The following is a 23,610-nucleotide window of genomic DNA, read 5'->3' on the forward strand; positions in this document are numbered from 1 at the left end:
GGGGCTGAGCCACTCTTGATCAAATTCGATGGCGTAACGAAGCGATACGCCGACGGCACCGTGGCCGTCGACGACCTGACGCTGCAGATCCCCACCGGCCAGATCACCGTGCTCGTCGGGCCCTCCGGCTGCGGCAAGACCACGACACTGCGGATGATAAACCGGCTGATCGAACCCACGAGCGGCACCATCACGATCGACGGCGAGGACGTCCGCGCCCAGGACCCCGCCCGCCTGCGCCGCGGCATCGGCTACGTCATCCAGCACGCCGGACTGTTCCCGCACCGGACGATCGTCGACAACATCGCCACCGTCCCGTACCTCCTCGGTTGGGACAAGAAGAAGGCCCGGACGACGGCGCTGGAGCTGATGGAGCGGGTCGGCCTCGACACCAAGATGGCCAAGCGCTACCCGTACCAGCTGTCCGGCGGCCAGCAGCAGCGCGTCGGCGTCGCCCGCGCGCTCGCCGCCGACCCGCCCGTCATGCTGATGGACGAGCCGTTCAGCGCCGTCGACCCGATCGTGCGCGCGAGCCTGCAGGACGAGTTCATCCGGCTGCAGTCCGAGCTGCGCAAGACCATCGCGTTCGTCACCCACGACATCGACGAGGCGGTCAAGCTCGGTCACACGGTCGCGGTGTTCAAGGTGGGCGGCGTCCTCGCCCAGCACTCCACGCCCGACGAGCTGCTGGCCGAACCGGCTGACGACTTCGTCAAGGAGTTCCTCGGCGGCGAGAAGGGGCTGAAGCGGCTGCGCTTCAATCGCGACCTCGACCGGCAGGACGGGGCGGACGTCCAGGCGGCGGACCGATGACCCTGGCTGCCACGGACGGCGGCGAGCCGCTGGTCCGCTGGGACTGGATCGGGGACCACACCGGCCAGATGGCGGACCTGACCGCGCACCACCTCAAGCTCGCGCTGCTGCCCATCCTGTTCGGACTCGTCATCGCGATCCCGCTCGGCGTCCTGTGCGCGCGGTGGCGCTGGCTCTACCCGCCGACGCTGGGCGTGGCGAACGTCCTGTACGGCCTGCCGTCGCTCGCGCTGTTCATGCTGTTCATCCCGTACTTCGGCGTCGGCAGCGGGGGGCGGGCCGACTTCACCATCATCGTGCCGCTGACGCTGTTCTCCCTGTCCGTCCTCGTGCCGAACGTCGTCGACGGGCTCCGGTCGGTCCCCGACCCGGTGCGCCAGGCGGCCACCGCCATGGGGTTCGGCACGCTGCGGCGGCTGCTCCAGGTCGAGCTGCCGATCGCGGTGCCCGTCGTCATCGCCGGGGCCCGGGTCGCCACCGTCTCCTCCATCAGCCTGGTCAGCGTCGGCATGCTCATCGGCAACGGCGGGCTCGGGCAGTTGTTCATCGACGGCTACTCCCGCGACTTCACCACCCCGATCATCGCCTCCTCTGTGCTGATCATTGTTCTGGCCCTGTTCAGCGACGGAATCCTCGTCGCCGCGCAGCGCCTGCTCACGCCCTGGGCCCGGAGGAGGACCGGATGAACCTGACCGACCAGATCAGGGCCGCCTGGACCTGGCTGACCGCCTCGGCCCACTGGAGCGGCGGCGACGGCATCCCGCACCGCCTGCTCGAGCACCTCGGATACAGCGCGCTGGCCCTGGTGGTCGCCGCGCTCATCGCGCTGCCGCTCGGCGCGCTCGTCGGCCACACCGGGCGCGGCGGGTTCGCCGTCGTCACCGTCGCCAACTTCGCGCGGGCCATCCCCACGCTGGGTCTCGTCCTGCTCGTCGTGACGGTGACGTCCATCGGCCTGACCCCGGTGATCATCCCGCTGATCGCGCTGGCCACCCCGCCGATCCTCGTCAACACGTACGAGGGCGTCCGCGGTGTCGACAACGACGTCAAGGACGCCGCTCGGGGAATGGGCATGACCGGGCCGGGCATCCTGCTGAAGGCCGAGCTCCCGATGGCGATGCCGCTCATCCTCCTCGGCCTGCGCACCGCCGCCATCCAGGTCGTCGCGACCGCCACCATCGCGGCGTACGCCGGGATCGGCGGGCTCGGCCGCTACATCGTCGACGGCCTCGCCCGCAAGGACTACCCCTCGGTCGTCGGCGGCTCGGTGCTCGTCGTCCTGCTCGCGGTCCTCGTCCAGCTCGCCTTCGTCGGCATCCGCCGAGCGGTCGTGTCCCGCGGCCTGCGCAACTGAGACCGTGCTGTTTCAACGGAAGGAATCCCCCATGATCCGCATCGTCCGTGGCGCCGCCCTCGGCGTGACCGTCGCCCTAGTGCTCGCCGCCTGCGGAGGCGGCAGCGGTGGCAAGAGCGGCGGTAATCCCCTCGATCAGAAGTCCGGCGGCAGCGGCGGCGCGGGGAGCGTCGTCGTCGGCTCGGCCAACTTCCCCGAGAGCCAGTTGATCGGCGAGCTGTACGCCCAGGCGCTGGAGGCCAAGGGCGTCAAGGTCACCAAGAAGTTCAACATCGGCAGCCGCGAGATCTACTTCGACCAGGTCAAGTCCGGCGGCATCACCGTGATGCCGGAGTACAACGGCGCGCTGCTGACCACGTCGGTCGACAAGGCCAGCAAGGCCGTGACGACCGACCAGGTGAACTCCGAGCTCAAGGCGAAGCTGCCCGCCACGCTGGAGGTGCTCGACTCCTCCAAGGCCGAGGACAAGGACTCGGTGACGGTCAACTCCCAGACCGCGGCCAAGTACCACCTGAAGTCGATCGCCGACCTCAAGTCCGTCGCCGGGCAGCTCACGATCGGCGGGCCGTCGGAGTTCAAGACCCGCCAGCAGGGCCTGGTCGGGCTGGAGAGCAAGTACGGCCTGAAGTTCAAGAAGTTCCAGCCGTTCGACGCCAACGCCCAGACGACGCTGGTCAAGCTGCTGAAGAGCGACAGCATCCAGGCCGCCGACCTGTTCACCACCGACCCGACGATCACGGCCAACAAGTTCGTCGTGCTGGAGGACCCGCAGAGCGTCTTCAGCGCGCAGAACGTCACGCCGCTGGTCTACAAGTCCGGCCTGAACGAGACCGGCGTGGCCGCGCTGAACGCCGTCTCGGCCAAGCTCACCACCAACGACCTCCTCGCCATGATGACCAAGGTCGTCAGCGACAAGGAGGACGCGAGCACCGTCGCCAAGGACTGGCTGAAGCAGGCCGGCCTCGGCGGCTGACCCGGCAATGCGGCCCCTCGGCGATCGCCGAGGGGCCGCGCCAGGGCGAAAGGACGCCAAGGTGAGCGCACGGGAACAGGCGCAGTGGACCAGGACGAGGCTCGGCCGGGGCGGGCCCCGGCTCGACCTGCTCACCGCCCGCTTTGACAAGCACGTCTACGCCCCGCACGCGCACGAGGAGTTCACCATCGGCGTCTGCGTCGGCGGTGTGGAGTCCATCGACTACCGCGGCGGCCGCATCCGTACGTGCCCGGGCTCCATCATCGTTCTGGAGCCCGGCGAGATGCACACCGGCGGCCCCGCCACACCCATCGCCGGCTACGCCTACCTCGCTCTGTACGCCGATCCCACCCTGGTCACCGACGGCACCCGCGGCGGCCTTCCGCACTTTCGCGAGCCGCTCCTCGATGACCCCGAGCTCGCCAAGGCCCTGCGCGCCGCGCACATCGACATCGTCCGCCGCCCCGACCCCCTGGAGGTGGAGTGCCGCCTCCCCTGGCTGCTGACCGCGCTCGCCCGCCGACACTCCACCGCCCGCCCGGCGAGCGACACGGTCCCGGGCGCCACCCGGATCGCCCACACCGTCCGCGACCGCCTGACCGACGACCTCACCACCCCGCCCTCGCTCACCAGCCTCGCCGCCGAGCTGGGCCTTTCTCGCTACCAGCTCCTGCGCGCCTTCCGTACGGCGATGGGGGTACCGCCGTACGCGTGGCTCGCCCAGTATCGGGTGGCCAGGGCCCGCGCACTCCTGGAGTCGGGACTGCGCCCCGGCGAGGTGGCCGCACTCGTCGGCTTCGCCGATCAGGCGCACCTCACCCGGTGGTTCCGGCGGGTGCTGGGGGTGACACCGGCGGCGTATCGCGCCAGCGTGGCAAGGGCGGCCTGACGCCACCGGACACGCCCCGGGCGCAACAGCGTTCAAGACGGCGCCCGCCGGCCTGGCCGATACTCGCGGCATGACTGCACGCGGTTGGTTGCTCTTCTCCCTGATGGGAGTCGTCTGGGGCGTCCCTTATCTGATGATCAAGGTGGCGGTGGACGCGGTGTCGCCGTCCACGGTGGTGTTCACGCGCTGCGCGCTCGGCGCCGTATTGCTGTTGCCCTTCGCGCTGCGGCAGGGCGGCCTCGCCCGCACCGCGCGGGCGCACTGGCGTCCCCTGCTGGCCTTCGCGTGCGCCGAGATCATCGTCCCCTGGTTCACCCTCAGCGACGCCGAGCGGCACCTGTCCAGCTCCACGGCGGGCCTGCTGATCGCGGGCGTGCCGATCGTCGGAGTCGTCGCGGCCCGTTTCTTCGGCGACACGGACCGGCTCGGGCCCCGGCGGGCGGCCGGCCTGACGGTGGGCCTCGCGGGCGTCGCGGTCCTCACAGCACCACACCTGGCCGGCGGTGACGCCCGCTCGCTGGCCGAGGTGCTGCTGACCGTGCTGGGGTACGCCACGGCCCCGCTGATCGCCGCCCGCCACCTGAAGGGCGTCTCCTCGCTCCAGCTCACGGCCGCCTGCCTGACCCTGGCCGCCGTGGTCTACGCGCCCGCGGCCGCCGTCACCCGTCCGTCCGCCATGCCGTCCGCCGAGGTCCTGGCCGCCCTCGCAGGTCTCGGCGTCGTATGCACCGCGGTCGCCTTCGTGGCCTTTCTGGAGCTGATCAAGGAGGCGGGTCCCGCCCGCGCCACCGTCATCACGTACGTCAACCCGGCGGTCGCGGTGGCGGCCGGGGCGTTGTTCCTGGGCGAACCGCTGACGCCCGGGATCGTCACCGCCTTCACCCTGATCCTGGCCGGTTCGGTCCTGGCGACGGCGGGTCCCGTCGCCGCCGGAAAGCCGGGCGAAGGTTCCGGTGCGGTCCGTCGGACCGATGCGTCGCGCCCGCCCGAGGCCTTGGCCGGCATGGCGGACGAGCCCAGCTGACGGCCGCGTCGAGCCCCTGGGGGTCACATCTCGCGGAGCCGGTCGCGGAGCGTCCGCGCGACCCGGCCCATCAGCGCCTCGGCCTCGGGCTGGTGCAGAGCCGGCACCCGCGACTCGGTGAACGCGGCGACCCCGAAGACGCGACCGTCGGCGTGCTCGACCACCCCCACCTCGTGACGGAGGTTGAGGAGCGTGCCGGTCTTGGACGACCAGCGGGCCGCGTCGGACCGGAAGTCCGGTGCGAGGCGCTGCCGCATCAGGTTGTCGCCCATGAGCTCCCGGACCCGCGCGGCGACGTCCGCGTCGATCTTCGAGGGCGTCCAGAGCGCCTGCAGCAGGTCGAGGTACGCCCGCGCGGACCCGGAGTTGGCGAGGGTCACGTCGAGCTGCCGGATCCGGTGCCCCCGCCCCGTCGTGCCCGCCTCGATCGCCAGGACGTGGGCGAAGTGCACGTCCTCCGGCGGGAGCAGTTCGGCCGGCGTCCCGGTCAGCTCCCGGATCGTGTGCCGTACCGTGACGCCGCGCACGCCCAGGTCCTGGAGGATCGCGGCGACCTCGGCCGGCGGGGTCAGCGCGAACAGCGCGTCCGTCGCGGCGTTGTCGCTGACGGCCATGCCGAGGTAGAGCAGGTCGTCGACGGCCACCCGGGTGGGGTGCCGGAAGCGGCTCAGCCCGTTCGGCCCCGGAGACGCCATGCCCGGCTCGATCAGGATCTGCGCGGAGCCGTCGAGCTCTCCCCGTCGTACGCGCTCGAGCGTGGCGACGGCCAGCGGGATCTTCACGAGGGAGGCGACCGGGAACTCCAGGTCCGGGTCGATGCCGAGCTCGTCGCCGGAGTGCAGGTCCCGGACCAGGAACGACCCGCTCAGCCCGCCGTCGTGCAGCGTCCGCCGCAGGTCCCGGATCATCCCCTCGACGCTCGTCACGGTGCCGGTCCTTCCTCGGGTTCGGGCTCATCGGCGCCCAGGCAGCGGGCGATCTGCGCGCGCAGCCGGGTTCGGAGGCGCTCCGCGTCGTCGCCGATGGCCGCGGCGACGTCGAAGCCGCGCGACACCCGGACCTCACCGATCGGGCGCCAGCGCAGCCCGAGCTCCTCGGCCTGGTGCGGTGAGCACAGGAGGAGATCTTCCGACGCCACCACCTCCGCCGTCGCGGCGACGAGAGTACTCGCGACGGCGACCTGCGCGGGCTGCAGGCCGACCGCGTCGCGGACCCGGAAGACACGGTCCCGGATGTGCGGCACGTCGTCCTCCGGCTGGATCCAGATGCGACGCCGCCCCGATTCCAGGCCGGCCCGGCCCGCCCGGAGGGTCTCCAGGTAGACGGTCCGTACGGCGGGAGCGGAGACACCGGCCAGCCCGAGGCGCACCGTCCAGGTGCCGTCGTCCGGCGGCATGGCCGTCAGGGCGGCGCGGACCTCCCGGGACCGGACGAGCTCGGCGCGTTCGCCGGGTGGGGCCGGATGGAAGTCCAGGTAGACGCCCTTGCGGCGCGCCTCGGCGGCGAGCAGGGCCAGGTCGCGGACGGAGCAGACGTCCGGAACGGCGAGACGCAGGGGACTGAGCCTGGCGCGTTCGGCCTCGTCCTCCATCGCCTCCGCCAGGCGGACCAGGCGCTTGGCCGAGGGCAGCATGTCGCGGCCGAAGCGCGTGAGCGTGACGTGGCGGGACGACCGGTCCAGCAGGCGCTCGCCGAGATGCTTCTCGAGGGCGGCGATCCGGCGGCTCGCCACCGACTGGGGGACTCGTGTCGCGGCCGCCCCTTCGGTGAAACTGCCGTGCTCGCTCACGTTGACGAATGCTCGCCACGCCCCGAGGAGATCCACGAACAGACTCTATGCCGTTTAAGCATTGATCTGCCGGTTTTCGTCTTTGACGGCATACGACGACCCTCGGGAGACTCCCGGCCATGACGAACGCACGACAGGAGAAGCGGTCCATGCGCCTCCGGACTCCGCTCGCGGCGCTCGCCGCCATCGCGCTGGTCCCGCTGACGGGGTGCGGCGCGGCCGACGACGCGGGGGCCGTGTCCGCCATGGCGCCCGCCGCGACGAAGCCCGCGGCGCAGCGGAACGACCAGGCGTTCCAGAACCTGGAGAAGCAGTACGACGCCCGGCTCGGCGTCTGGGCGATCGACACGGGCACGGGGAAGGTCGTCGCCTGGCGCGCCGACGAGCGGTTCGCCTACGCGTCCACGTCCAAGGTCCCCCTCGCGGGCACCGTCCTGCGCCAGGACTCGATCAAGCGGCTGGACCATGTGGTCAAGTACACGAAGGCCGACCTCGTCGCCAATTCCCCCGAGACCGAGAAGCACGTCGACACGGGGATGACCATCCGCGAGCTGTGCGACGCCGCGCTCCGGTTCAGCGACAACACGGCCGCGAACCTGCTGTTCCGCGAGATCGGGGGGCCGAGCGGTCTCAGTGCCGCCCTGCGGCGGATCGGGGACCGCACCACCCACCCCGACCGCGTCGAGCCGGACCTCAACACCGCGATCCCGGGGGACGTCCGCGACACGAGCACGCCGCGGCAGTTCGGCACCGACCTGCGGGCGTACACGCTCGGCCACGTGCTGTCCAGGCCCAAGCGTGACCTGCTCATCGACTGGATGCGGCGCAACACCACGGGCGACAAGGTCATCCGCGCCGGCGTCCCGGCCGACTGGACCGTCGGGGACAAGACCGGGACCGGCGACTACGGAACGCGGAACGACATCGCCGTGGCCTGGCCGCCGCACCGGGCGCCGATCGTGATCGCGGTCCTGTCCACCCGCTCGACCAAGGACGCCACCACGAACGACGACCTCGTCCGCGACGCCGCCAAGGTGGTCGTGGACCGCCTGACCTGACCGGCCGTCCCGCGGACGTCCCGAAACGTGCGGAGACGTCTCGGGACGTCCGCGGGTGCGCGGTCAGAAGAAGCCGACCACCCGGCGGATGCGGCCGCCGGCGAACTCGATCACGTCGTATCCCGTGCCCACCGCCTCGTCCGTCCCTGCCGGGCCGAGCCGCCAGGTGAACAGCGCGGTGTCGTGGTGAGCGCCGATGATCTCGCCCAGGCCGAACACGAGGTCGCCGAACTTCTCGTGCGCCGTGCCGATCGCGGCGGAGAGCGCGGCGTGGCCCTCGATGCCGGCGTAGTCCGGATCGGAGTAGACGGAGTCCTCCGTCAGGACCTCCTTGATGATCGCGTTCCGGCGGGCCTCGTCCCGCTCGTTCCAGATGCCGAGGTACTGGGTGATGAGCCGGTTGACGTCGCTCATGAGCCGATTCCTTCCAGGGTTTCAACGGTGGTGGTGTCCTGCGGCGCGGGGGCCGAGGGACGCTTGAGGATGAGGGCGACGAGGCCGCCGGCGACCGTGACGGCGGCCGCCGCCCAGCCGGCCGCGTGCAGGCCGTCGAGCAACCGGGCCGGTGCCGGGTTCGCGGGGAGGCCCGCGTTCGCCACGGCGACGAAGGCCGCGAGGCCCATGGCCCCGCCGATCTCCTTGGCGGTGGTGGCGAGCCCGGAAGCGACGCCCTGCTCGGCCGGTGCCACGCCCGAACCGGCGGCGACGAACACCGCGACGAACGCGACGCCGCCGAAGAATCCCCAGATAACACTTCCGGGGAGCAGCGCCCAGAAGGTCCCGTGCGCCGAGAAGCCGGCGACGAGGGCGCCGATCCCCACGCCGGCCCCGAGCATGCCGACGCAGAGCGTGGTGCGGAAACCCCACCGGCCGAGCATCATCGGCGCCGCCTTCAGCGCCGCGCCCATGCAGACGAGCGTGAGGGGCAGGAAGGCCAGGCCCGCCTGCAGCGCGCTGTAGCCGAGGACCGGCTGCAGGTAGGTGGTGAGCACGTAGTACCCGCCGCCCAGCGTCGCCTGGAAGACGGCGATCACCACCATCGTCGTCGCGAGCCCGCGGTTGCGCAGCAGCCGCAGCGGGACGAGGGGGTCGGGGGTGCGCCACTCGACGACCAGCAGCAGCGCCAGCAGCGCCGCGCCCGCCACGAGCGCGCCCGCGCCACGGAGTGAGGCCCACCCCGCCTCCGGGCCGCTCGCCAGGCCGAGCACCAGGAAGGCCGACCCGGCGGTGGCCAACAGCGCCCCCGGCACGTCGAAGGGCGACCGGCCCGCCCGGCGCGGCGGATCCGCCGAAAGCAGCCGGCGCCCGGCCAGCGCCGCGCCCAGGGCCAGCGGCACGTTGACGAAGAAGACCCACTCCCAGCCCAGGTAGTTGGTGAGGACGCCGCCGAGCAGCGACCCCGCCGCCAGGCCCGCGCTGCCCGCCATGCCCCAGGCGCCCATGGCGCGGTTCCGCTCCGGTCCCTCCGGGAAACCGGTGAAGATCAGCGCCAGCGTCGCGGGGGTCAGCAGGGCGCCGCCGACTCCCTGGACGGCACGCGCGCCGATGAGCACCCCGGGGTCGGCGGCGAGACCCCCGGCGAGGGAGGCCAGTCCGTAGAGCGCGAGGCCCAGCGTGAACATCCGCCGGGCGCCGAGCCGGTCGACCGCGCGGCCTCCGAAGAGGAGCAGGCCGCCCAGCCCGACGGCGTAGGCGCTGACCACCCACTGCACGGACTGGGCGGTGAAGCCGAGCGCCCGGCCGACGTCCGGCAGGGCGACGTACACGATGTTGTAGTCCAAAGCCACGATGAGCTGGGTGAATGCCAGCAGGGCCAGGCGGAGGCCGGCCCTGTGACGGGACGTTTCCACGATCACGCTCCCTATTCGCCGTCCAATTACTACACGGCGTTCAGACTTGTCACGCCGAACAGTAGCGCAACGCTGTAGACTGTCAACCGTGGGAGAGCAGACGATCAGCCGGCGGGCCCGGCTCCGCGCCGAGACGACCAGGGAGATCAAGGAGATCGCGCTCCGGCTGATGGCGGACGGCGGGCCGGACGCCATCTCGCTGCGGGCCATCGCCCGCGAGATGGGCATGACCGCAGGGGCGATCTACAGCTACTTCCCGACCCGCGACGACCTGATCACCACGCTCATCACCGACGTCTACACGGAGCTGGTCGACCGGGCGGAGGCCGCCCGCGACACCGTGCCGGAGACCGATCCGGGGGGCCGCGTCATCGCCTGGGCCCAGGCCGTACGCGCGTGGGCGCTGGCCAACCCCGAGGGATTCCGGCTCATCTACGGTGATCCGGTTCCGGGCTACCAGGCACCCGAGGGCGGCGCGGCGAGCGAGGCCGAACACCGCGCCTGTGCCGGGCTGACCGGACTGGTGGCCGCGGCCTGGCCGCGCGCCGGGGAACTGCACGACGGCGACTACCGATGGGCGGACTTCGACCCGGGCCTGGTCGCCCAGGTCCAGGAGGAGTTCCCCGGCCTGCCCCCCGCCGCGGTCGCGCTGGCGCTCCGGGTCTGGGGTCGCATGCACGGCCTGGTCGCCCTGGAGATCTACGGCCACCTGAGCCCGCTCGCCAACGACCCGGCGGCCATCTACCGCGCCGAGATGCGCGACCTCGTCCGCTCCCTCGGCCTCGAACCCCCCGCCGAGGCCTGATCGCCGCCGGCCGGGGTCAGCCCTTGACCGTCAGCAGGGGGCGGAGCTCGACGACGGGGTCGGCGACGCCCGCCCGGCCCAGACTGGAGACGACCGGGCCGACGTCCTTGTAGACCCAGGGCGCCTCCTGCTTGAGGTCGCGACGCCACGCGGCCATCACGTCCGCCCGGCGGGTGACGGACGGGTCGCGGTGGTCGAGCGGCGTCACGACCCGGAACTCGCGCAGGAAGGCGTCCAGGTCGGCATCGTTCCCGCGCGAGGCGGCGCCGCGCGGAACGCGCCGGCCCGCGCCGTGGCAGGCGCTCGCCAGCGTCCGGGGATTCCCGTGCCCGCGAAGGACGTGGCTGGCGGCGCCCATCGAGCCGGGCACGATGACGGGTTCTCCCCACAGGGCGTACGGCCCGCCGGCCGCCTCGGCGTATCCGCCGGCCGGCGTGGCGCCCTTCCGGTGCACGACGTGGCCGTCCTCCTCCGGCCAGAGCAGGTTGTGCGGAGCGTCGTACACCACCTCGCCCGACAGCTCCCCGCACTCCGCGGCCAGCCCGGCCCGCATCATGAGCGCGAGGAAGAAGCGGTTGCCCACCGCGAAGTTCGCGGCGTTGCCGAACGCGTCGAGGTAGCGCCGCCGGGCCGCCGCCGAGCGCTCGTCCAGCAGCAGCGGCAGGATCCCGTTGCCGGGCAGCGGCACGCCGTCCGGCCACATCGTCCTCGCCTGCTCCAGGCCCGTTCCGTTCGCCTGGTGCCCGAGTGACAGCGAGCCGCTGTGCACCATCAGGACCACCTGGCCGACCGTGAAGCCCCAGGCGTACGCGGCCTGCCGGTCGTGCACGGCCGCGACGTACTGCAGTTCGGCGAAGTGGTTCCCGCCGCCGACACTGCCGATGATGCTGTCGTAGCTGGTGCCGCCGGCGCTCTCGATCCAGTCCCGGAACGCGTCCGCGGTTGTGGTCGGATACCGGGCCGCGTGGAGCCGCCCGGGATCGGCGTCGCCCGGCCGGAGGGCCGACCACACCCCGTCGGCGGGCGGGCGACCCGCGTCCAGCAGGCCGGGCAGGCCGTCGCGCAGCAGCGCCTCGCGTTGCGCGCCGGACAGGGCGATCCGCCGCCCGCCCTCGAAGAACAGGTGCCGGAGCCGCTTTTCGATCGCGTCCAGGTGCGGGCGCACCCGGTCGACGGTCAGCGAGGTCGTCTCCAGCCGCATGCCGCAGTTGACGTCGTTGCCGACGGCCTGGGGGATCAGCGCGCCACGGGTCCGCAGCACGGTGCCGATCGGGATGCCCGCGCCCTTGTGCAGGTCGGGGGTGAGCGCCACTCGGTCGATGACCGCGCCGGGATGCCCGGTCGCGGCCGCGAGCCGCTCGAGCGTGTCGGCGGTCTCCAGCACGGTGAGGACCTCGTCGACCGCGCTGGACTCGATGGGCACGTCGGCTCCGGCGCAGACGTCGACGGGGATGTCCCACCGGTTCGGCAGGGTGAGCCAGTCCTCGTCGACGCGGACGAGCCGGGGGTCGGTGGAGGGAGCGGCGGAGGTCCGCCGCCTGGAAGTCGTCATGGGGGCCTTCCTAGGGGCTGCTGGTGAGAGGGCATGCGTGGATGGCGCCGCCATCCGTCGGTCGATGGCGCACGGGATGCCGCCGGAGGTGGCCCGGCGAGGTACTCCCCGGGTTCAGCAGCCGCAGGGAAGGCCCAGCGTAACGACGACGATCACCGCCGTCGACCGGATATTCGTGCCGAGATCACCGACGGGAGGCCGAGTGTCGCCTTCATGTGCGTCGCTTGCTGTTCGTCACGGTTGACGGACGGTAAGGCGCGGAGGAGTGGGCACCCCTGAATCCCGGTGCCCCAACAAACAAAATGAACACAAAGTCATCATTGGGAGTCGACGCGGTCTACGCGATCGGGGCTCTCCTCAACTCGGAGCCGATCAACATCGGCCGGCTCTTCAATACACGCACCTTCCCCTCCGCGAAGGAAAGCGTCCAGGCGGTTCGTGACTTCCTTCACGACCCGCCGATCAAGTGCGAGAAGACAGGGCTCGACTGGTTCCTCAGCGAGGAGAAGAGGCAGTTCGACCGGGAACTCTGCAAGGTCCTGGCGCCGCTGTTTCTTCCGGTCCTCAACGCGGCGGCCTCGCTGGCGGCGCTGGAGGACGGAAAGCCCCCGTTCTTCACGCAGCAACGTGTCGGCAAGGGCGGTGTGCTGTTCGACATGCACAAGGGACGCTCCATGTCCGACACGGACGGAACCGGTCCCAGCAGCGGTCCTGCCGACCCGCGAAGGACACAGGTCGGCGGGCTGATCGGCCCGCCCATCATCGACGAGGGAGGTCAGTTGTGGGATATCTGGGAGGGCTGGATGACATTCTGTGCTTCCAGGTCGCTCGTGCCACGCGAGATCTCACGCACGCTCTTCCACATCGAAGAGCCGTGTCGCGAAGGCGAACTCGACCTCGTCATGGAAGAGATTCTCGGGCCGCGCCGGTTCCACGACTGGTTCTGGGAGGGCTACGCGCTGATGCGGCCGGGGCTCGTCAGCCCGTTCGGCAACGTCAGCGTCCACATCAAGAAGGACCGCGCGTACTTCCTGAAGCGGTGTGAACTGGACGTCTGGTACTTCGGCACCGGGTGTCTGAAGTTGGACCTGATGCTCCTGGAGGCGAAGCTGAACCACGCTCTCGCCGCTCTCCAGCGCGTCTTCCTCGGTCCCCTGGGCCTCTCGTAGGTTTACCAATCGGAGGGCGCGGCCATCGGCCGTGCCCTCCCTGCGTTCGGTCTGCCTTTCGCTCGGCTTCCGGATGCCCGAAAAACGGTTGCGCGGTCACGGTTCTCTCGGACAGTCCGGAGGTGGCGATCAAAAGACGCCACACAGAACAACGCAAACGGAGGACAATATGTCCACAACCAAAACGGGCAATGACCTGCCCGTACCTGAACTGCCGGTGCGCTGGCTCAGCAGGTCTTCGCTACGGGAGCGGCTCGACGACTTCCTGGCCCTGTCCGAGCCGAGGCTGGTCGCCTTCCGCCACCGCCGGCACCGCCACCCGGAGCCGTCCGGTGAGGAGTTCCAGACCACGGCGGCCATCGCCGAACGGCTGAGGGACGCCGGGCTCGATCCGAAGATCCTGCCCGGAGGCAACGGGCTGATCTGCGACATCGTCGGCTCGGACGACGGTCCCACGATCGCGCTGCGGGCCGACATCGACGCGCTGCGCCTGAAGGACGAGTGCGGGAAGTCGTACGCCTCGACCGTGCCGGGTGTGGCGCACGCCTGTGGCCACGACGTGCACACCACGGTGGTGCTGGGGACCGGTCTGTTCCTGGCCGAGCCGGCCAGGCTCGGCCTGCTGCGCGGCCGGGTGCGGCTGATCTTCCAGCCCGCCGAGGAGAACGGCACCGGCGCGTTGAAGGTCATCGCTGCCGGAGGCCTCAAGGGCGTGGACCGCATCTTCGCGGTCCACTGCGACCCGAAGATCGAGGTCGGAGAGGTCGGCCTGACCAGTGGTCCGATCACGTCGTCGATGGACAGGATCACCGTACGGCTCAAGGGGCCGGGCGGGCACTCATCACGGCCGTACAAGACCGTCGACCTGGGCGCCGCTACCTTCGCGGTCGGCCACCTCCTGCCGACGGTACTGCGCAGCAAGATCAGCTTCACCGAAGGCTACGGGCTGACCTGGACCATGAACGAGATGGGGACCGCGGCGAACGTGATCCCCGATGAATCCGAGATCACCGGTACCCTCCGGTGCCTGGGCCATGAGAGCCGGAAGAAGGCGCTGGGGCTGCTGGATCCGCAGCTGCAGTTGATCGCGGCGCTGTACGGCGCCAAGGCGGAACTGGAATGCGTGGAGGTCGTGCCGTCCACGGTGAACGAACCGGCCAGCGTCGAGATCTTCCGGCGCGGGGTCGTGTCGGCCGGGGCAAGGGACGTCTCCACCGAGCAGAGTGAGGGCGGGGAGGACTTCTCCCGCTACCTCGCGTGGATCCCGGGTGCCCTCGCCCGGCTGGGCGTGCGTACCCCGGGATCGCGGGTGAACCTCGACCTGCACCGCGGCGACTTCGACGTCGACGAGCGGTGCATCGGGGTCGGCGTCCGGGTCATGGTGACCACCACGCTGACCGCGCTCGGCGCACTGCGCGACTGAACCAGGCCGACAGGCCGCCCAGTGATCGACTGCTCGTCGATCGCATCCAAGCGAAGGGCCCGGCGTGAGCCGGGCCCTTCCCTTGTGGCACACGACGCGAGTGAGGACAGGAGGGTCAGCCGGGCGCGTGGCCGCCGAGACGGCGGGTGAGGTCCGCGGCGGCCTCGCGTACGCGGGCGGCGAGGTCCGGCCACTCCGCCTCGTCGCGGGACTCGCGGCGGAACGTCACGGCCAGCGCGGCGGCGGGGCGGCCGACGTGGTCGAAGCTGCACGCGGCGATGCTGGCGAAGCCCTCGGTCACGTGCCCGTCCTCGACCGCCCAGCCGCGCCGCGCGTCCTCGGCGAGCGTCCGCCGCAGCTCGCGCAGCGACCGCGGCCCGGCGCCGGTGCGGTTCACGAACTCGCCGGGGAACAGCGCCCGGACCTGCGCGGCCGGCAGGTGCGCCAGCATCGACCGGCCGCTCGCGGTGAGGTGCGCCGGGAGCCGTACGCCCACGTCGGTGACGAGCGTGGCGTGGTGCCGGGGCTGCTCCTTGAGCAGGTACAGCGTCTCGGCGCCGTGCAGCACGCCGAGCTGGCCGATCTCCCCGAGCCGGTCCACGAGGCGTACGAGGAGCGGACGGGCGAGCCGTTCGAGCGGCCCCTGCCGCAGGTACGCCGAGCCGATCTCGAACGCCGTCACGCCCAGGCCCCAGAGCCGGTCCTCCGGGAGGTAGGTGACGAAACCGTCCTCGGCCATCGCGGTGAGCAGGTGGTACGTGCTGGACCTCGGCAGGGCGAGCTCGCGGGCGATGGCCGACGCGGCGAGCGGCCGGGCCGAGGACGCGAGCAGGCGCAGGACGGCCAGCGCGCGGCGCGCCGCGGGCACCTGTCCGGCCGCCATCCTCAACCCTCCTTCTACGCAGAAGTCTCGCATGTCAGACACCACCGCGGCCCCCCGGTCCCCGGCACACGGGCCGGTCGAGTCCAATGGGGATATGGAAACGACGACTGGTGCGTGTGTCGACGTCGGGGTGGGGCCGCTCGCCTTCGACCAGGTCGTGGCCGTCGCCCGCCACGGCGCGCGGGTCGCGCTGACCGACGAGGCGCTCAAGGCGATCGCCGCCGCCCGGGCGCACGTCGACGAGCTCGCCGCCCGGCCGACGCCCGCGTACGGCATCTCCACCGGGTTCGGCGCGCTGGCCACCCGGCACATCCACGAGGACCTGCGGGCCCGGCTCCAGCTCAACATCGTCCGCTCGCACGCCGCCGGCTCCGGCGCGGAGGTGGAGCGCGAGGTCGTCCGGGCGATGATGCTGCTGCGGCTGAGCACGCTCGCCACCGGCCGTACCGGCGTGCGGCCCGTCACCGCCGAGACCCTCGCGGCGTTCCTCAACGCCGGGATCACACCCGTCGTCTACGAGTACGGCAGCCTCGGCTGCTCCGGTGACCTGGCGCCGCTCTCCCACGTGGCTCTCGCGCTGATCGGCGAGGGCGAGGTCCGCGACGCGGAAGGACGGCTGCGCCCCGCCGCCGATGCGCTGGCCGAGGCCGGCATCGAGCCGCTGAGCCTTGTCGCCAAGGAGGGCCTCGCCCTGCTCAACGGCACCGACGGCATGCTCGGCATGCTCGTGCTGGCCATCGAGGACCTCCGCGACGTCCTCAAGGCCGCCGACGTCGCCGCCGCGATGAGCGTCGAGGCGCAGCTCGGCACCGACCGGGTCTTCGCCGCCGACCTCCAGGAGCTGCGGCCGCACCCCGGCCAGGCCGTCAGCGCCGCCAACCTCCGGGCGCTGCTCGCCGACTCGGCGATCATGGAGTCGCACCGCGGCCCGGACTGCACGCGCGTGCAGGACGCGTACTCGCTGCGCTGCTCGCCGCAGGTGCACGGCGCCGCCCGCGACACCCTCGAATACGCCGCCCTCGTCGCCTCGCGCGAACTGGCCTCGGCGATCGACAACCCGGTCGTGCTGCCCGACGGGCGGGTCGAGTCGAACGGCAACTTCCACGGCGCGCCGGTGGCGTACGTCCTGGACTTCCTCGCCATCCCGGTCGCGGACGTCGCCTCGATCTCCGAACGCCGTACCGACCGGATGCTCGACCCCGCCCGGTCGCACGGGCTGCCGGCGTTCCTCGCCGACGACCCGGGCGTGGACTCCGGCCACATGATCGCGCAGTACACCCAGGCGGGCATCGTCTCGGAGCTGAAGCGGCTCGCGGTTCCGGCCAGCGCCGACTCGATCCCCAGCTCCGCCATGCAGGAGGACCACGTCTCGATGGGCTGGAGCGGGGCCCGCAAGCTGCGGCGGGCCGTCGACGGCCTGACCCGCGTCGTCGCCGTCGAGCTGCTGACCGCCGCCCGAGCGCTGGACCTGCGGGCGCCCCTGCGCCCCGGCCCCGCCACCGGCGCCGTCGTCGCCGCCCTGCGCACCCGGGTACCCGCCCCCGGCCCCGACCGCTACCTGGCGCCGGAGATCGCCGCCACCGTCGACCTGGTCCGCGACGGCTCCCTCGTCGCCGCCGCCGAAACCGTCACCGGCCCGCTGGCCTGAGTAAGGAGACACACGATGGGTCCTCGTCCGGTCCGCGCGCCGCGCGGCACGACGCTGAGCGCCAAGGGCTGGCAGCAGGAGGCCGCCCTGCGCATGCTGATGAACAACCTCGACCCGGAGGTCGCCGAGCACCCCGACGAGCTGATCGTCTACGGCGGGTCCGGCCGCGCGGCGCGCTCGTGGGACGCGTTCGACGCGATGGTGCGCTCGCTGCGCTCCCTGGAGGCGGACGAGACGCTGCTCGTCCAGTCCGGCAAGCCGGTCGGCGTCATGCGCACCCACGAGTGGGCGCCGCGCGTGCTCATCGCCAACTCCAACCTCGTCCCGCAGTGGGCGACCTGGGAGGAGTTCCGGCGGCTCGAGGCGCTCGGGCTCACGATGTACGGCCAGATGACCGCCGGGTCGTGGATCTACATCGGCACGCAGGGCATCCTGCAGGGCACGTACGAGACGTTCGCGGCGGTGGCCGCCAAGCGGTTCGGCGGCTCGCTCGCCGGCACGATCACGCTCACCGCCGGGCTCGGCGGCATGGGCGGCGCGCAGCCGCTCGCCGTGACCATGAACGACGGCGTCGCGATCTGCGTCGAGTGCGACCCGTCGCGCATCGACCGCCGCGTCGAGCACCGGTATTGCGACGTGCGCGTCGACGACCTGGACGAGGCGCTGCGGCTGGCCGTGGAGGCCCGCGACGCCCGGCGGCCACTGTCCATCGGCCTGCTCGGCAACGCCGCCGACATCGTGCCGCGGCTGCTGGAGATGGGCGCGCCGATCGACATCGTCACGGACCAGACCTCGGCGCACGATCCGCTGTCGTACCTGCCGCGCGGCGTCGCGTTCGAGGACATGGCCGACGAGCGCGCCAAGGACCCCGAGGGCTTCACCACCCGTGCCCGCGAGTCGATGGCCGCGCACGTCGAGGCGATGGTCGGCTTCCAGGACGCGGGCGCGGAGGTCTTCGACTACGGCAACTCGATCCGCGGTGAGGCGGAGCTCGCCGGGTACACCCGCGCGTTCGACTTCCCGGGTTTCGTCCCCGCCTACATCCGGCCGCTGTTCTGCGAGGGCAAGGGCCCGTTCCGCTGGGCGGCGCTGTCCGGGGACCCGAAGGACATCGCGCGTACGGACCAGGCGATTCTCGACCTGTTCCCGGAGAACGAGCAGCTCGCCCGCTGGATCCGGATGGCGGGGGAGAGGGTGCACTTCCAGGGCCTGCCCGCGCGGATCTGCTGGCTCGGCTACGGCGAGCGCGACCGGGCCGGCCTGGAGTTCAACAAGCTCGTCGAGACCGGCGAGATCAGCGCGCCGATCGTCATCGGCCGCGACCACCTCGACTCCGGCAGCGTCGCCTCGCCGTACCGCGAGACCGAGGGCATGGCCGACGGCTCCGACGCGATCGCCGACTGGCCGCTGCTGAACGCCCTGGTCAACGCCTCCTCCGGCGCCTCCTGGGTGTCGATCCACCACGGCGGCGGCGTCGGCATCGGCCGGTCCATCCACGCCGGGCAGGTCTCGGTGGCCGACGGCACGCCGCTCGCGGCGCAGAAGCTGGAGCGGGTGCTGACCAACGACCCGGGCATGGGCGTCATCCGGCACGTCGACGCCGGCTACGACCGCGCCGCCGACGTCGCGGCCGAGCGCGGCGTCCGCGTCCCGATGAACGAGCAGTAGGACCGCGGCAGCAATCCCCGCCGCTCCGCCCGCCGCCGCGGGTGGAGCGGCGCCCGGCGTGAGGAGAGGCGATGGGCTACGAAGAGATGTGGCGGGACCTGCTCCCGATCGGGCGCGTCTCCGGCGGCGGTCACCGGCGGTTCTCCTGGACCGCCGCCGACCGGGAGTGCCGCGCCTGGTTCGCCGAGGAGGCGGGGCGCCGGGGGCTGACCGTGGAGGAGGACCGCAACGGCAACCTCTTCGCCTGGTGGGACGTTCCCGGTGAGCGCCGGGACGCCGTGCTGACCGGCAGTCACCTGGACTCGGTGCCGGACGGCGGCGCGTTCGACGGGCCGCTCGGCGTCGTCTCGTCGCTGGCCGCGATCGACCTGCTGCGTGAGCGCGGCGTGACCCCCGTCCGGCCGCTCGGTGTCGCCGTCTTCGCCGAGGAGGAGGGCGCCCGGTTCGGCGTCGCCTGCCTGGGCTCCCGCCTGCTGACCGGCGCGATCGACCCCGTACGGGCCCGGGGCCTGCGCGACGGCGACGGCGTCACCTGGGCCGACGCGATGGCCGCCGACGGCCACGACCCGGAGGCGCTCGGACCCGACCCCGATCTGCTGGCGGGCGTCGGCTGCTTCGTCGAACTGCACGTCGAACAGGGCCGCGCCCTGGACGTGCCCGTCGGCGTCGCGAGCGCGATCTGGCCGCACGGCCGGTGGCGGTTCGACTTCACCGGCCAGGGCAACCACGCCGGCACCACGCTGCTGCGGGACCGCCACGACCCGATGCTGCCGTTCGCGCAGACCGTGCTGGCCGCGCGCGACGCCGCCGCCCGGCACGAGGCGGTCGCGACCATGGGCAAGGTCCATGTCACCCCGAACGGCGTGAACGCCATCCCGTCGATCGTCCGGGCCTGGCTCGACACCCGGGCGCCAGACGACACGGCGGTACGCGCGACGGTCGCGGAGATCCGCGCCGCCGCGGAGAAGGCCGCCGGTGAGCACGGCGTCGCGGTCGCGCTGGCCGAGGAGTCCTACACCCAGGTCGTCGACTTTCACGCCGGGCTGCGCGACCGGCTCGCCACCACGCTCGGCGGCGCGCCCGTCCTGCCGACCGGTGCCGGGCACGACGCGGGCATCTTGTCGGCGCACGTTCCGACGGCGATGCTGTTCGTCCGGAACCCGACGGGCGTCTCGCACGCGCCGGAGGAGCACGCCGAGACCGGCGACTGCCTCACCGGCGTCGAGGCGCTCGCCACCGCCCTGGAGGACCTGCTGACCTCATGAAACTGCACGCCGAACACGCCTGGCTGGGCGACCGCGTCGCCGCCGACGTCCTCATCGAGATCGCCGGGGAGCGGTTCGTCCGGATCACCCCCGGCGTGCCGGCGCCCCCGGACGCCGAGCGCCTGCCCGGCCTGACGCTGCCCGGCATGGCCAACGTGCACTCCCACGCCTTCCACCGGGCCCTGCGCGGCCGGGTGCAGGCCGGCCGGGGCACGTTCTGGACCTGGCGCACCCACATGTACGAGGTCGCGGCACGCCTCGACCCGGACTCCTACCTCGCGCTGGCCCGCGCCGTCTACGCCGAGATGGCGCTGGCCGGGATCAGCTGCGTCGGCGAGTTCCACTACGTCCACCACGGTCCGGGCGGCACCCCGTACGCCGACCCGAACGCCTTCGGCGAGGCGCTCCTGCAGGCCGCCCGCGAGGCCGGCATCCGGATCACCCTGCTCGACGCCTGCTACCTGACCGGCGGCATCGGCAAGGACCTGGAGGGACCGCAGCTCCGGTTCGGCGACGGCACCGCGGACGCCTGGGCCGACCGGGTCTCGGAGTTGCGCGCGGACGGGCACGCCCGGATCGGCGCGGCCATCCACTCCGTACGCGCCGTCCCCGGCGACCAGATCCGGACCGTCGCCCAGTGGGCCCGGCAGCGCCGCGCCCCGCTGCACGTCCACCTGTCCGAGCAGCCCGCCGAGAACGAGGCGTGCCTCGAGACGTACGGCGTGACGCCGACCCGGCTGCTGGCCGACAAACGGGCGCTCGGCGGCCGGACCGTCGCCGTCCACGCCACCCACCTCACCGCCGAGGACATCGGCCTGCTCGGCGCCAGCCAGAGCGGCGTGTGCATGTGCCCGACCACCGAACGCGACCTGGCCGACGGCATCGGCCCCGCCCGCGACCTGGTCGCCGCCGGGTCGCCGCTCTCGCTCGGCTCGGACCAGCACGCGGTGATCGACCTGTTCGAGGAGGCGCGCGCCGTCGAACTCGACGAGCGGCTCCGCACCCGCAAGCGCGGCCACTGGACCGCCGGGGAGCTCCTGGCCGCCGCGACGTGCAACGGCCACTCGGCGCTCGGCTGGCCGGAGGCGGGCCGCATCGAGCCCGGATCGTACGCCGACCTGGTCACCGTGAACCTGGACTCCGTACGGCTCGCCGGCGCCGCCCCGGGCCACCTCGCCGAGTCGGCCGTCTTCGCCGCGTCACCCGCCGACGTCCGCCACGTCATGGTCTCCGGCAACCGGATCGTCCGCGACGGCCGCCACCTGCTCATCGACGACGTCCCCACCGCCCTCACCGACGCGATCACGGCATTGACCGCCTGACCCGGTCAGGGGCTGCGATCTTCTGAGGGTGGGAGATAGGGGCGGAAGTGATCGGCGACGATGTCGGCAACGGCGCGGGCGTCGCGGGTTCCGTCGACTTCGATCACGCGGATGCCGAGGCGTCGGGCGGAGCGGACGGCGTCGTCGGCGACGAGGCGGTCTCGTTCGAGCCGGTTGCGTTGGGCCCGGGCGGGGTCGCTGAGGTCGTGTCCGATGGTGGCGGCTCGGGTGAGTGCGCGCAGTTGCCGGTCGCGGAATGCCTCGGTGGGCACCATGACGGCCATCTGCCGGGGCGAGTCGATGATCGGTGCCACCAACTCGGGGCGCAGTCCCCAGCCTTCGGCGATGATGGGGTGTCTGGAGACCAGGGCGCGCAGGTCGTCCAGGGCCCATTCGAAGCGGACCGGGAAACCGGCGAGCGTTTCGGCGGCCATGTCCTGTGGGGTGGTGTTCACCCAGGTGGCCTCGGGATCCGGGTCGGCGGGCGAGTGGCCGAGCTTGATCCGGCGGGCGATCCGGCGGTCGTTGTGCCCGCGGGCGTCGTGGTAGTCGTAGTGGTAGGCGGTCAGCCCGTATCGGTCGGCCAGCAGCCGGGCCACGGTGGACTTGCCGGCCCATTGTCCGCCGCCGATCCACAGGACCCGGCGAAGCGTGCCGTAGGGATCCCAGACTTGGCTGTTGATGCCGCGCTCGGTCACCGGTCTCCTTCGGGTCCGTCCAGCCAACCGTACAGTCCCGACAGAGGATCGGTCGGTGCGTCGTCTCGTATGTCAGACGGGGGTCGCTTCCCGCGTCCGGGGGAGAGGCGGTGGGGGTGCGATGCTGGCGGGGAGAGGGAGGCGGGCGTGAGCATTCTGATCACGAACATCGGTGAGCTGGTCGGGGCCGATTCGGAGCGGTGGACGATCGAGGACGCCGCGCTGGTCATCGACGGTGATCGAGTCGCCTGGGTCGGGGCGGCGGCCGACGCGCCCGACGCGGACGAGGTGGTCGACGCGGGCGGCCGGGCGGTGCTGCCCGGGTTCGTCGACTCGCACGCCCACCTGGTCTTCGCGGGGGAGCGCGCGGAGGAGTTCGCGGCGCGGATGAGCGGGCGGCCGTACGCCGCCGGCGGCATCCGCACGACCGTCGCGAAGACCCGCGCCGCCTCCGACGACGAACTGCGCGCCAACGTACGGCGGCTGGTGGCGGAGATGGCCCGGCAGGGCACCACCACGATCGAGTGCAAGTCCGGGTACGGGCTGACGGTCGCCGACGAGGAGCGCGCGGTGCGCATCGCCGCCGAACTGGTCGACGAGGTCACCTACCTGGGCGCGCACGTCGTTCCCGCCGGGACGGAAGCCGGCGACTACGTCCGGCTCGTCACCGGGGAGATGCTGAAGGCGTGCGCGCCGCATGCCCGGTGGATCGACGTGTTCTGCGAACGAGGGGCCTTCGACGCCGACCAGACGGAGGAGATCCTGGCGGCGGGCCGGGCCGCCGGGCTGGTGCCGCGCCTGCACGCCAACCAGCTCGGCCACGGCCCGGGCGTCCGGATCGCGGTGGAGTACGACGCCGCGTCGGCCGACCATTGCACGTTCCTGTCGGACGACGACGTCGCCGCGCTCGCGGACTCCGAGACGGTGGCGACGCTGCTGCCCGGCGTGGAGTTCTCCACCCGCCAGCCGTACCCCGACGCCCGGCGGCTCATCGACGCGGGCGCGCGGGTCGCGCTGGCGACCGATTGCAATCCGGGCTCCTGCTACACCTCCAGCATGGCGTTCTGCGTGGCCCTCGCGGTACGGGAGATGCGCATGAGCCCGGAGGAGGCGGTACGGGCGGCCACCGAAGGGGGTGCGCGGGCCCTGCGCCGGACCGATGTGGGGCACCTGCGGCCCGGGGCGCGGGCCGACGTCCTGCTGCTCGACGCCCCCTCGCATATCCACCTGGCCTACCGTCCGGGCGTGCCGCAGGTCGCACGGGTTTGGCGGGCCGGACTATCGGTCTGACAATCAAGAAATGGTAAGCGTCAATTATTTTAATAATTGATCTTGCTGTGTAACCTGTTGCCGCGCGGCCCGAGGTGGCCACGCCACGATGCGGGATTGACTGTTAACCCATCGTCATCCACTCTTGAGGGGATCGC

At 72.2% G+C, this 23,610-nt stretch carries 21 protein-coding genes and 1 pseudogene; 15 read left to right on the forward strand and 7 right to left on the reverse strand.

All coding sequences use genetic code 11. The features are described from left to right. Window positions 1-15 precede the first annotated feature (15 nt). From ABD978_RS21245 to ABD978_RS21270, 6 genes and pseudogenes are all read left to right on the forward strand, one after another. Window positions 16-759 (forward strand): annotated as a pseudogene (locus ABD978_RS21245) (ABC transporter ATP-binding protein); the annotation flags it as partial. A gap of 50 nt (window positions 760-809) precedes the next feature. Further along, window positions 810-1,499 carry an ABC transporter permease gene (locus ABD978_RS21250; RefSeq protein ID WP_345357031.1) on the forward strand — a complete coding sequence of 230 codons (690 nt, stop codon included), beginning with the start codon at window positions 810-812 and terminating at the stop codon, window positions 1,497-1,499. Beyond that, window positions 1,496-2,167 (forward strand): ABC transporter permease, encoded by a 672-nt coding sequence (locus tag ABD978_RS21255; RefSeq protein ID WP_345357034.1) that lies wholly within the window; start codon window positions 1,496-1,498, stop codon window positions 2,165-2,167. Before ABD978_RS21250 ends, ABD978_RS21255 begins: the two co-directional genes overlap by 4 nt. A gap of 31 nt (window positions 2,168-2,198) precedes the next feature. Further along, the gene (locus ABD978_RS21260; RefSeq protein WP_345357037.1) at window positions 2,199-3,140 is read left to right on the forward strand and encodes an ABC transporter substrate-binding protein; all 942 of its coding nucleotides are present in this window, start codon (window positions 2,199-2,201) and stop codon (window positions 3,138-3,140) included. A gap of 61 nt (window positions 3,141-3,201) precedes the next feature. Continuing rightward, complete coding sequence (locus tag ABD978_RS21265; protein ID WP_345357040.1) at window positions 3,202-4,029, forward strand: AraC family transcriptional regulator; 828 nt, start codon at window positions 3,202-3,204, stop codon at window positions 4,027-4,029. Window positions 4,030-4,099: 70 nt separating this feature from the next. Then, the gene (locus tag ABD978_RS21270) at window positions 4,100-5,053 is read left to right on the forward strand and encodes a DMT family transporter (RefSeq protein ID WP_345357043.1); all 954 of its coding nucleotides are present in this window, start codon (window positions 4,100-4,102) and stop codon (window positions 5,051-5,053) included. Window positions 5,054-5,076: 23 nt separating this feature from the next. Here the strand turns inward: ABD978_RS21270 and ABD978_RS21275 are convergent, their stop codons facing one another. Together ABD978_RS21275 and ABD978_RS21280 are read right to left on the reverse strand one after the other, a co-directional pair. Next, window positions 5,077-5,961 carry a serine hydrolase gene (locus ABD978_RS21275; protein WP_345357511.1) on the reverse strand — a complete coding sequence of 295 codons (885 nt, stop codon included), beginning with the start codon at window positions 5,959-5,961 and terminating at the stop codon, window positions 5,077-5,079. Window positions 5,962-5,975: 14 nt separating this feature from the next. Next, window positions 5,976-6,878 (reverse strand): LysR family transcriptional regulator, encoded by a 903-nt coding sequence (locus ABD978_RS21280; protein ID WP_345357046.1) that lies wholly within the window; start codon window positions 6,876-6,878, stop codon window positions 5,976-5,978. A gap of 113 nt (window positions 6,879-6,991) precedes the next feature. Here ABD978_RS21280 and bla point away from each other — a divergent pair, with 113 nt between their 5' ends. Beyond that, window positions 6,992-7,900 carry a class A beta-lactamase gene (gene bla, locus ABD978_RS21285; protein ID WP_425550740.1) on the forward strand — a complete coding sequence of 303 codons (909 nt, stop codon included), beginning with the start codon at window positions 6,992-6,994 and terminating at the stop codon, window positions 7,898-7,900. 63 nt (window positions 7,901-7,963) lie between these two features. Here the strand turns inward: bla and ABD978_RS21290 are convergent, their stop codons facing one another. Continuing rightward, complete coding sequence (locus ABD978_RS21290; protein ID WP_345357052.1) at window positions 7,964-8,314, reverse strand: nuclear transport factor 2 family protein; 351 nt, start codon at window positions 8,312-8,314, stop codon at window positions 7,964-7,966. Next, window positions 8,311-9,750: an MFS transporter gene (locus ABD978_RS21295; protein ID WP_345357055.1), complete on the reverse strand. Its 1,440-nt coding sequence runs from the start codon at window positions 9,748-9,750 to the stop codon at window positions 8,311-8,313. The genes ABD978_RS21290 and ABD978_RS21295 overlap by 4 nt, the downstream gene beginning before the upstream one ends. An 88-nt stretch (window positions 9,751-9,838) precedes the next feature. Here ABD978_RS21295 and ABD978_RS21300 point away from each other — a divergent pair, with 88 nt between their 5' ends. Beyond that, window positions 9,839-10,555 carry a TetR/AcrR family transcriptional regulator gene (locus ABD978_RS21300; protein WP_345357057.1) on the forward strand — a complete coding sequence of 239 codons (717 nt, stop codon included), beginning with the start codon at window positions 9,839-9,841 and terminating at the stop codon, window positions 10,553-10,555. A gap of 16 nt (window positions 10,556-10,571) precedes the next feature. Here the strand turns inward: ABD978_RS21300 and ABD978_RS21305 are convergent, their stop codons facing one another. Continuing rightward, entirely contained in the window at window positions 10,572-12,107 is a 1,536-nt protein-coding gene (locus ABD978_RS21305; RefSeq protein ID WP_345357060.1) for an RtcB family protein, read from the reverse strand. A 320-nt stretch (window positions 12,108-12,427) separates the two neighbouring features. On the opposite strand from ABD978_RS21305, the gene ABD978_RS21310 reads away from it, so the two are divergent. Next, a complete protein-coding gene (locus ABD978_RS21310) occupies window positions 12,428-13,276 on the forward strand; it encodes a sugar transferase (RefSeq protein WP_345357063.1) in 849 nt (282 codons plus the stop codon). 169 nt (window positions 13,277-13,445) lie between these two features. Further along, window positions 13,446-14,699, forward strand: coding sequence for an amidohydrolase (locus tag ABD978_RS21315; protein WP_345357066.1), 1,254 nt, complete (start codon window positions 13,446-13,448; stop codon window positions 14,697-14,699). A gap of 115 nt (window positions 14,700-14,814) precedes the next feature. On the opposite strand, the gene ABD978_RS21320 is transcribed toward ABD978_RS21315, so the two are convergent. Further along, entirely contained in the window at window positions 14,815-15,582 is a 768-nt protein-coding gene (locus tag ABD978_RS21320) for an IclR family transcriptional regulator (RefSeq protein WP_345357069.1), read from the reverse strand. Between the two features lie 94 nt (window positions 15,583-15,676). Between ABD978_RS21320 and hutH the strand changes: the two genes are divergently transcribed. The 4 genes from hutH to ABD978_RS21340 all read left to right on the forward strand — a co-directional run bounded on the left by hutH (window position 15,677) and on the right by ABD978_RS21340 (window position 21,485). Then, the gene (hutH, locus tag ABD978_RS21325; protein ID WP_345357072.1) at window positions 15,677-17,230 is read left to right on the forward strand and encodes a histidine ammonia-lyase; all 1,554 of its coding nucleotides are present in this window, start codon (window positions 15,677-15,679) and stop codon (window positions 17,228-17,230) included. A gap of 15 nt (window positions 17,231-17,245) precedes the next feature. Beyond that, window positions 17,246-18,898 carry a urocanate hydratase gene (gene hutU / locus ABD978_RS21330; protein WP_345357075.1) on the forward strand — a complete coding sequence of 551 codons (1,653 nt, stop codon included), beginning with the start codon at window positions 17,246-17,248 and terminating at the stop codon, window positions 18,896-18,898. A gap of 71 nt (window positions 18,899-18,969) precedes the next feature. Further along, window positions 18,970-20,163: an allantoate amidohydrolase gene (locus ABD978_RS21335; RefSeq protein ID WP_345357077.1), complete on the forward strand. Its 1,194-nt coding sequence runs from the start codon at window positions 18,970-18,972 to the stop codon at window positions 20,161-20,163. Further along, window positions 20,160-21,485 (forward strand): formimidoylglutamate deiminase, encoded by a 1,326-nt coding sequence (locus tag ABD978_RS21340; RefSeq protein ID WP_345357080.1) that lies wholly within the window; start codon window positions 20,160-20,162, stop codon window positions 21,483-21,485. The genes ABD978_RS21335 and ABD978_RS21340 overlap by 4 nt, the downstream gene beginning before the upstream one ends. 5 nt (window positions 21,486-21,490) lie before the next feature. Here the strand turns inward: ABD978_RS21340 and ABD978_RS21345 are convergent, their stop codons facing one another. Continuing rightward, on the reverse strand, window positions 21,491-22,183 hold the full coding sequence (locus tag ABD978_RS21345; RefSeq protein WP_345357083.1) for a hypothetical protein: 693 nt from the start codon (window positions 22,181-22,183) through the stop codon (window positions 21,491-21,493). Between the two features lie 147 nt (window positions 22,184-22,330). On the opposite strand from ABD978_RS21345, the gene hutI reads away from it, so the two are divergent. After that, window positions 22,331-23,473 (forward strand): imidazolonepropionase, encoded by a 1,143-nt coding sequence (gene hutI / locus ABD978_RS21350; RefSeq protein WP_345357086.1) that lies wholly within the window; start codon window positions 22,331-22,333, stop codon window positions 23,471-23,473. The last annotated feature ends 137 nt before the right edge of the window (window positions 23,474-23,610 follow it).

Source organism: Actinoallomurus liliacearum (assembly GCF_039542035.1).
GTDB classification, from domain to species: Bacteria; Actinomycetota; Actinomycetes; order Streptosporangiales; family Streptosporangiaceae; genus Actinoallomurus; species Actinoallomurus liliacearum.

Coding starts and splice junctions, on each gene's coding strand:
- ABD978_RS21250 (WP_345357031.1), top strand. CDS start 810: ATGACCCTGGCTGCCACGGACGGCGGCGAGCCGCTGGTCCGCTGGGAC.
- ABD978_RS21255 (WP_345357034.1), top strand. CDS start 1,496: ATGAACCTGACCGACCAGATCAGGGCCGCCTGGACCTGGCTGACCGCC.
- ABD978_RS21260 (WP_345357037.1), top strand. CDS start 2,199: ATGATCCGCATCGTCCGTGGCGCCGCCCTCGGCGTGACCGTCGCCCTA.
- ABD978_RS21270 (WP_345357043.1), top strand. CDS start 4,100: ATGACTGCACGCGGTTGGTTGCTCTTCTCCCTGATGGGAGTCGTCTGG.
- ABD978_RS21275 (WP_345357511.1), bottom strand. CDS start 5,961: ATGATCCGGGACCTGCGGCGGACGCTGCACGACGGCGGGCTGAGCGGG.
- bla (WP_425550740.1), top strand. CDS start 6,992: ATGCGCCTCCGGACTCCGCTCGCGGCGCTCGCCGCCATCGCGCTGGTC.
- ABD978_RS21290 (WP_345357052.1), bottom strand. CDS start 8,314: ATGAGCGACGTCAACCGGCTCATCACCCAGTACCTCGGCATCTGGAAC.
- ABD978_RS21305 (WP_345357060.1), bottom strand. CDS start 12,107: ATGACGACTTCCAGGCGGCGGACCTCCGCCGCTCCCTCCACCGACCCC.
- ABD978_RS21315 (WP_345357066.1), top strand. CDS start 13,446: ATGTCCACAACCAAAACGGGCAATGACCTGCCCGTACCTGAACTGCCG.
- ABD978_RS21320 (WP_345357069.1), bottom strand. CDS start 15,582: ATGGCGGCCGGACAGGTGCCCGCGGCGCGCCGCGCGCTGGCCGTCCTG.
- hutH (WP_345357072.1), top strand. CDS start 15,677: ATGGAAACGACGACTGGTGCGTGTGTCGACGTCGGGGTGGGGCCGCTC.
- hutU (WP_345357075.1), top strand. CDS start 17,246: ATGGGTCCTCGTCCGGTCCGCGCGCCGCGCGGCACGACGCTGAGCGCC.
- ABD978_RS21335 (WP_345357077.1), top strand. CDS start 18,970: ATGGGCTACGAAGAGATGTGGCGGGACCTGCTCCCGATCGGGCGCGTC.
- ABD978_RS21340 (WP_345357080.1), top strand. CDS start 20,160: ATGAAACTGCACGCCGAACACGCCTGGCTGGGCGACCGCGTCGCCGCC.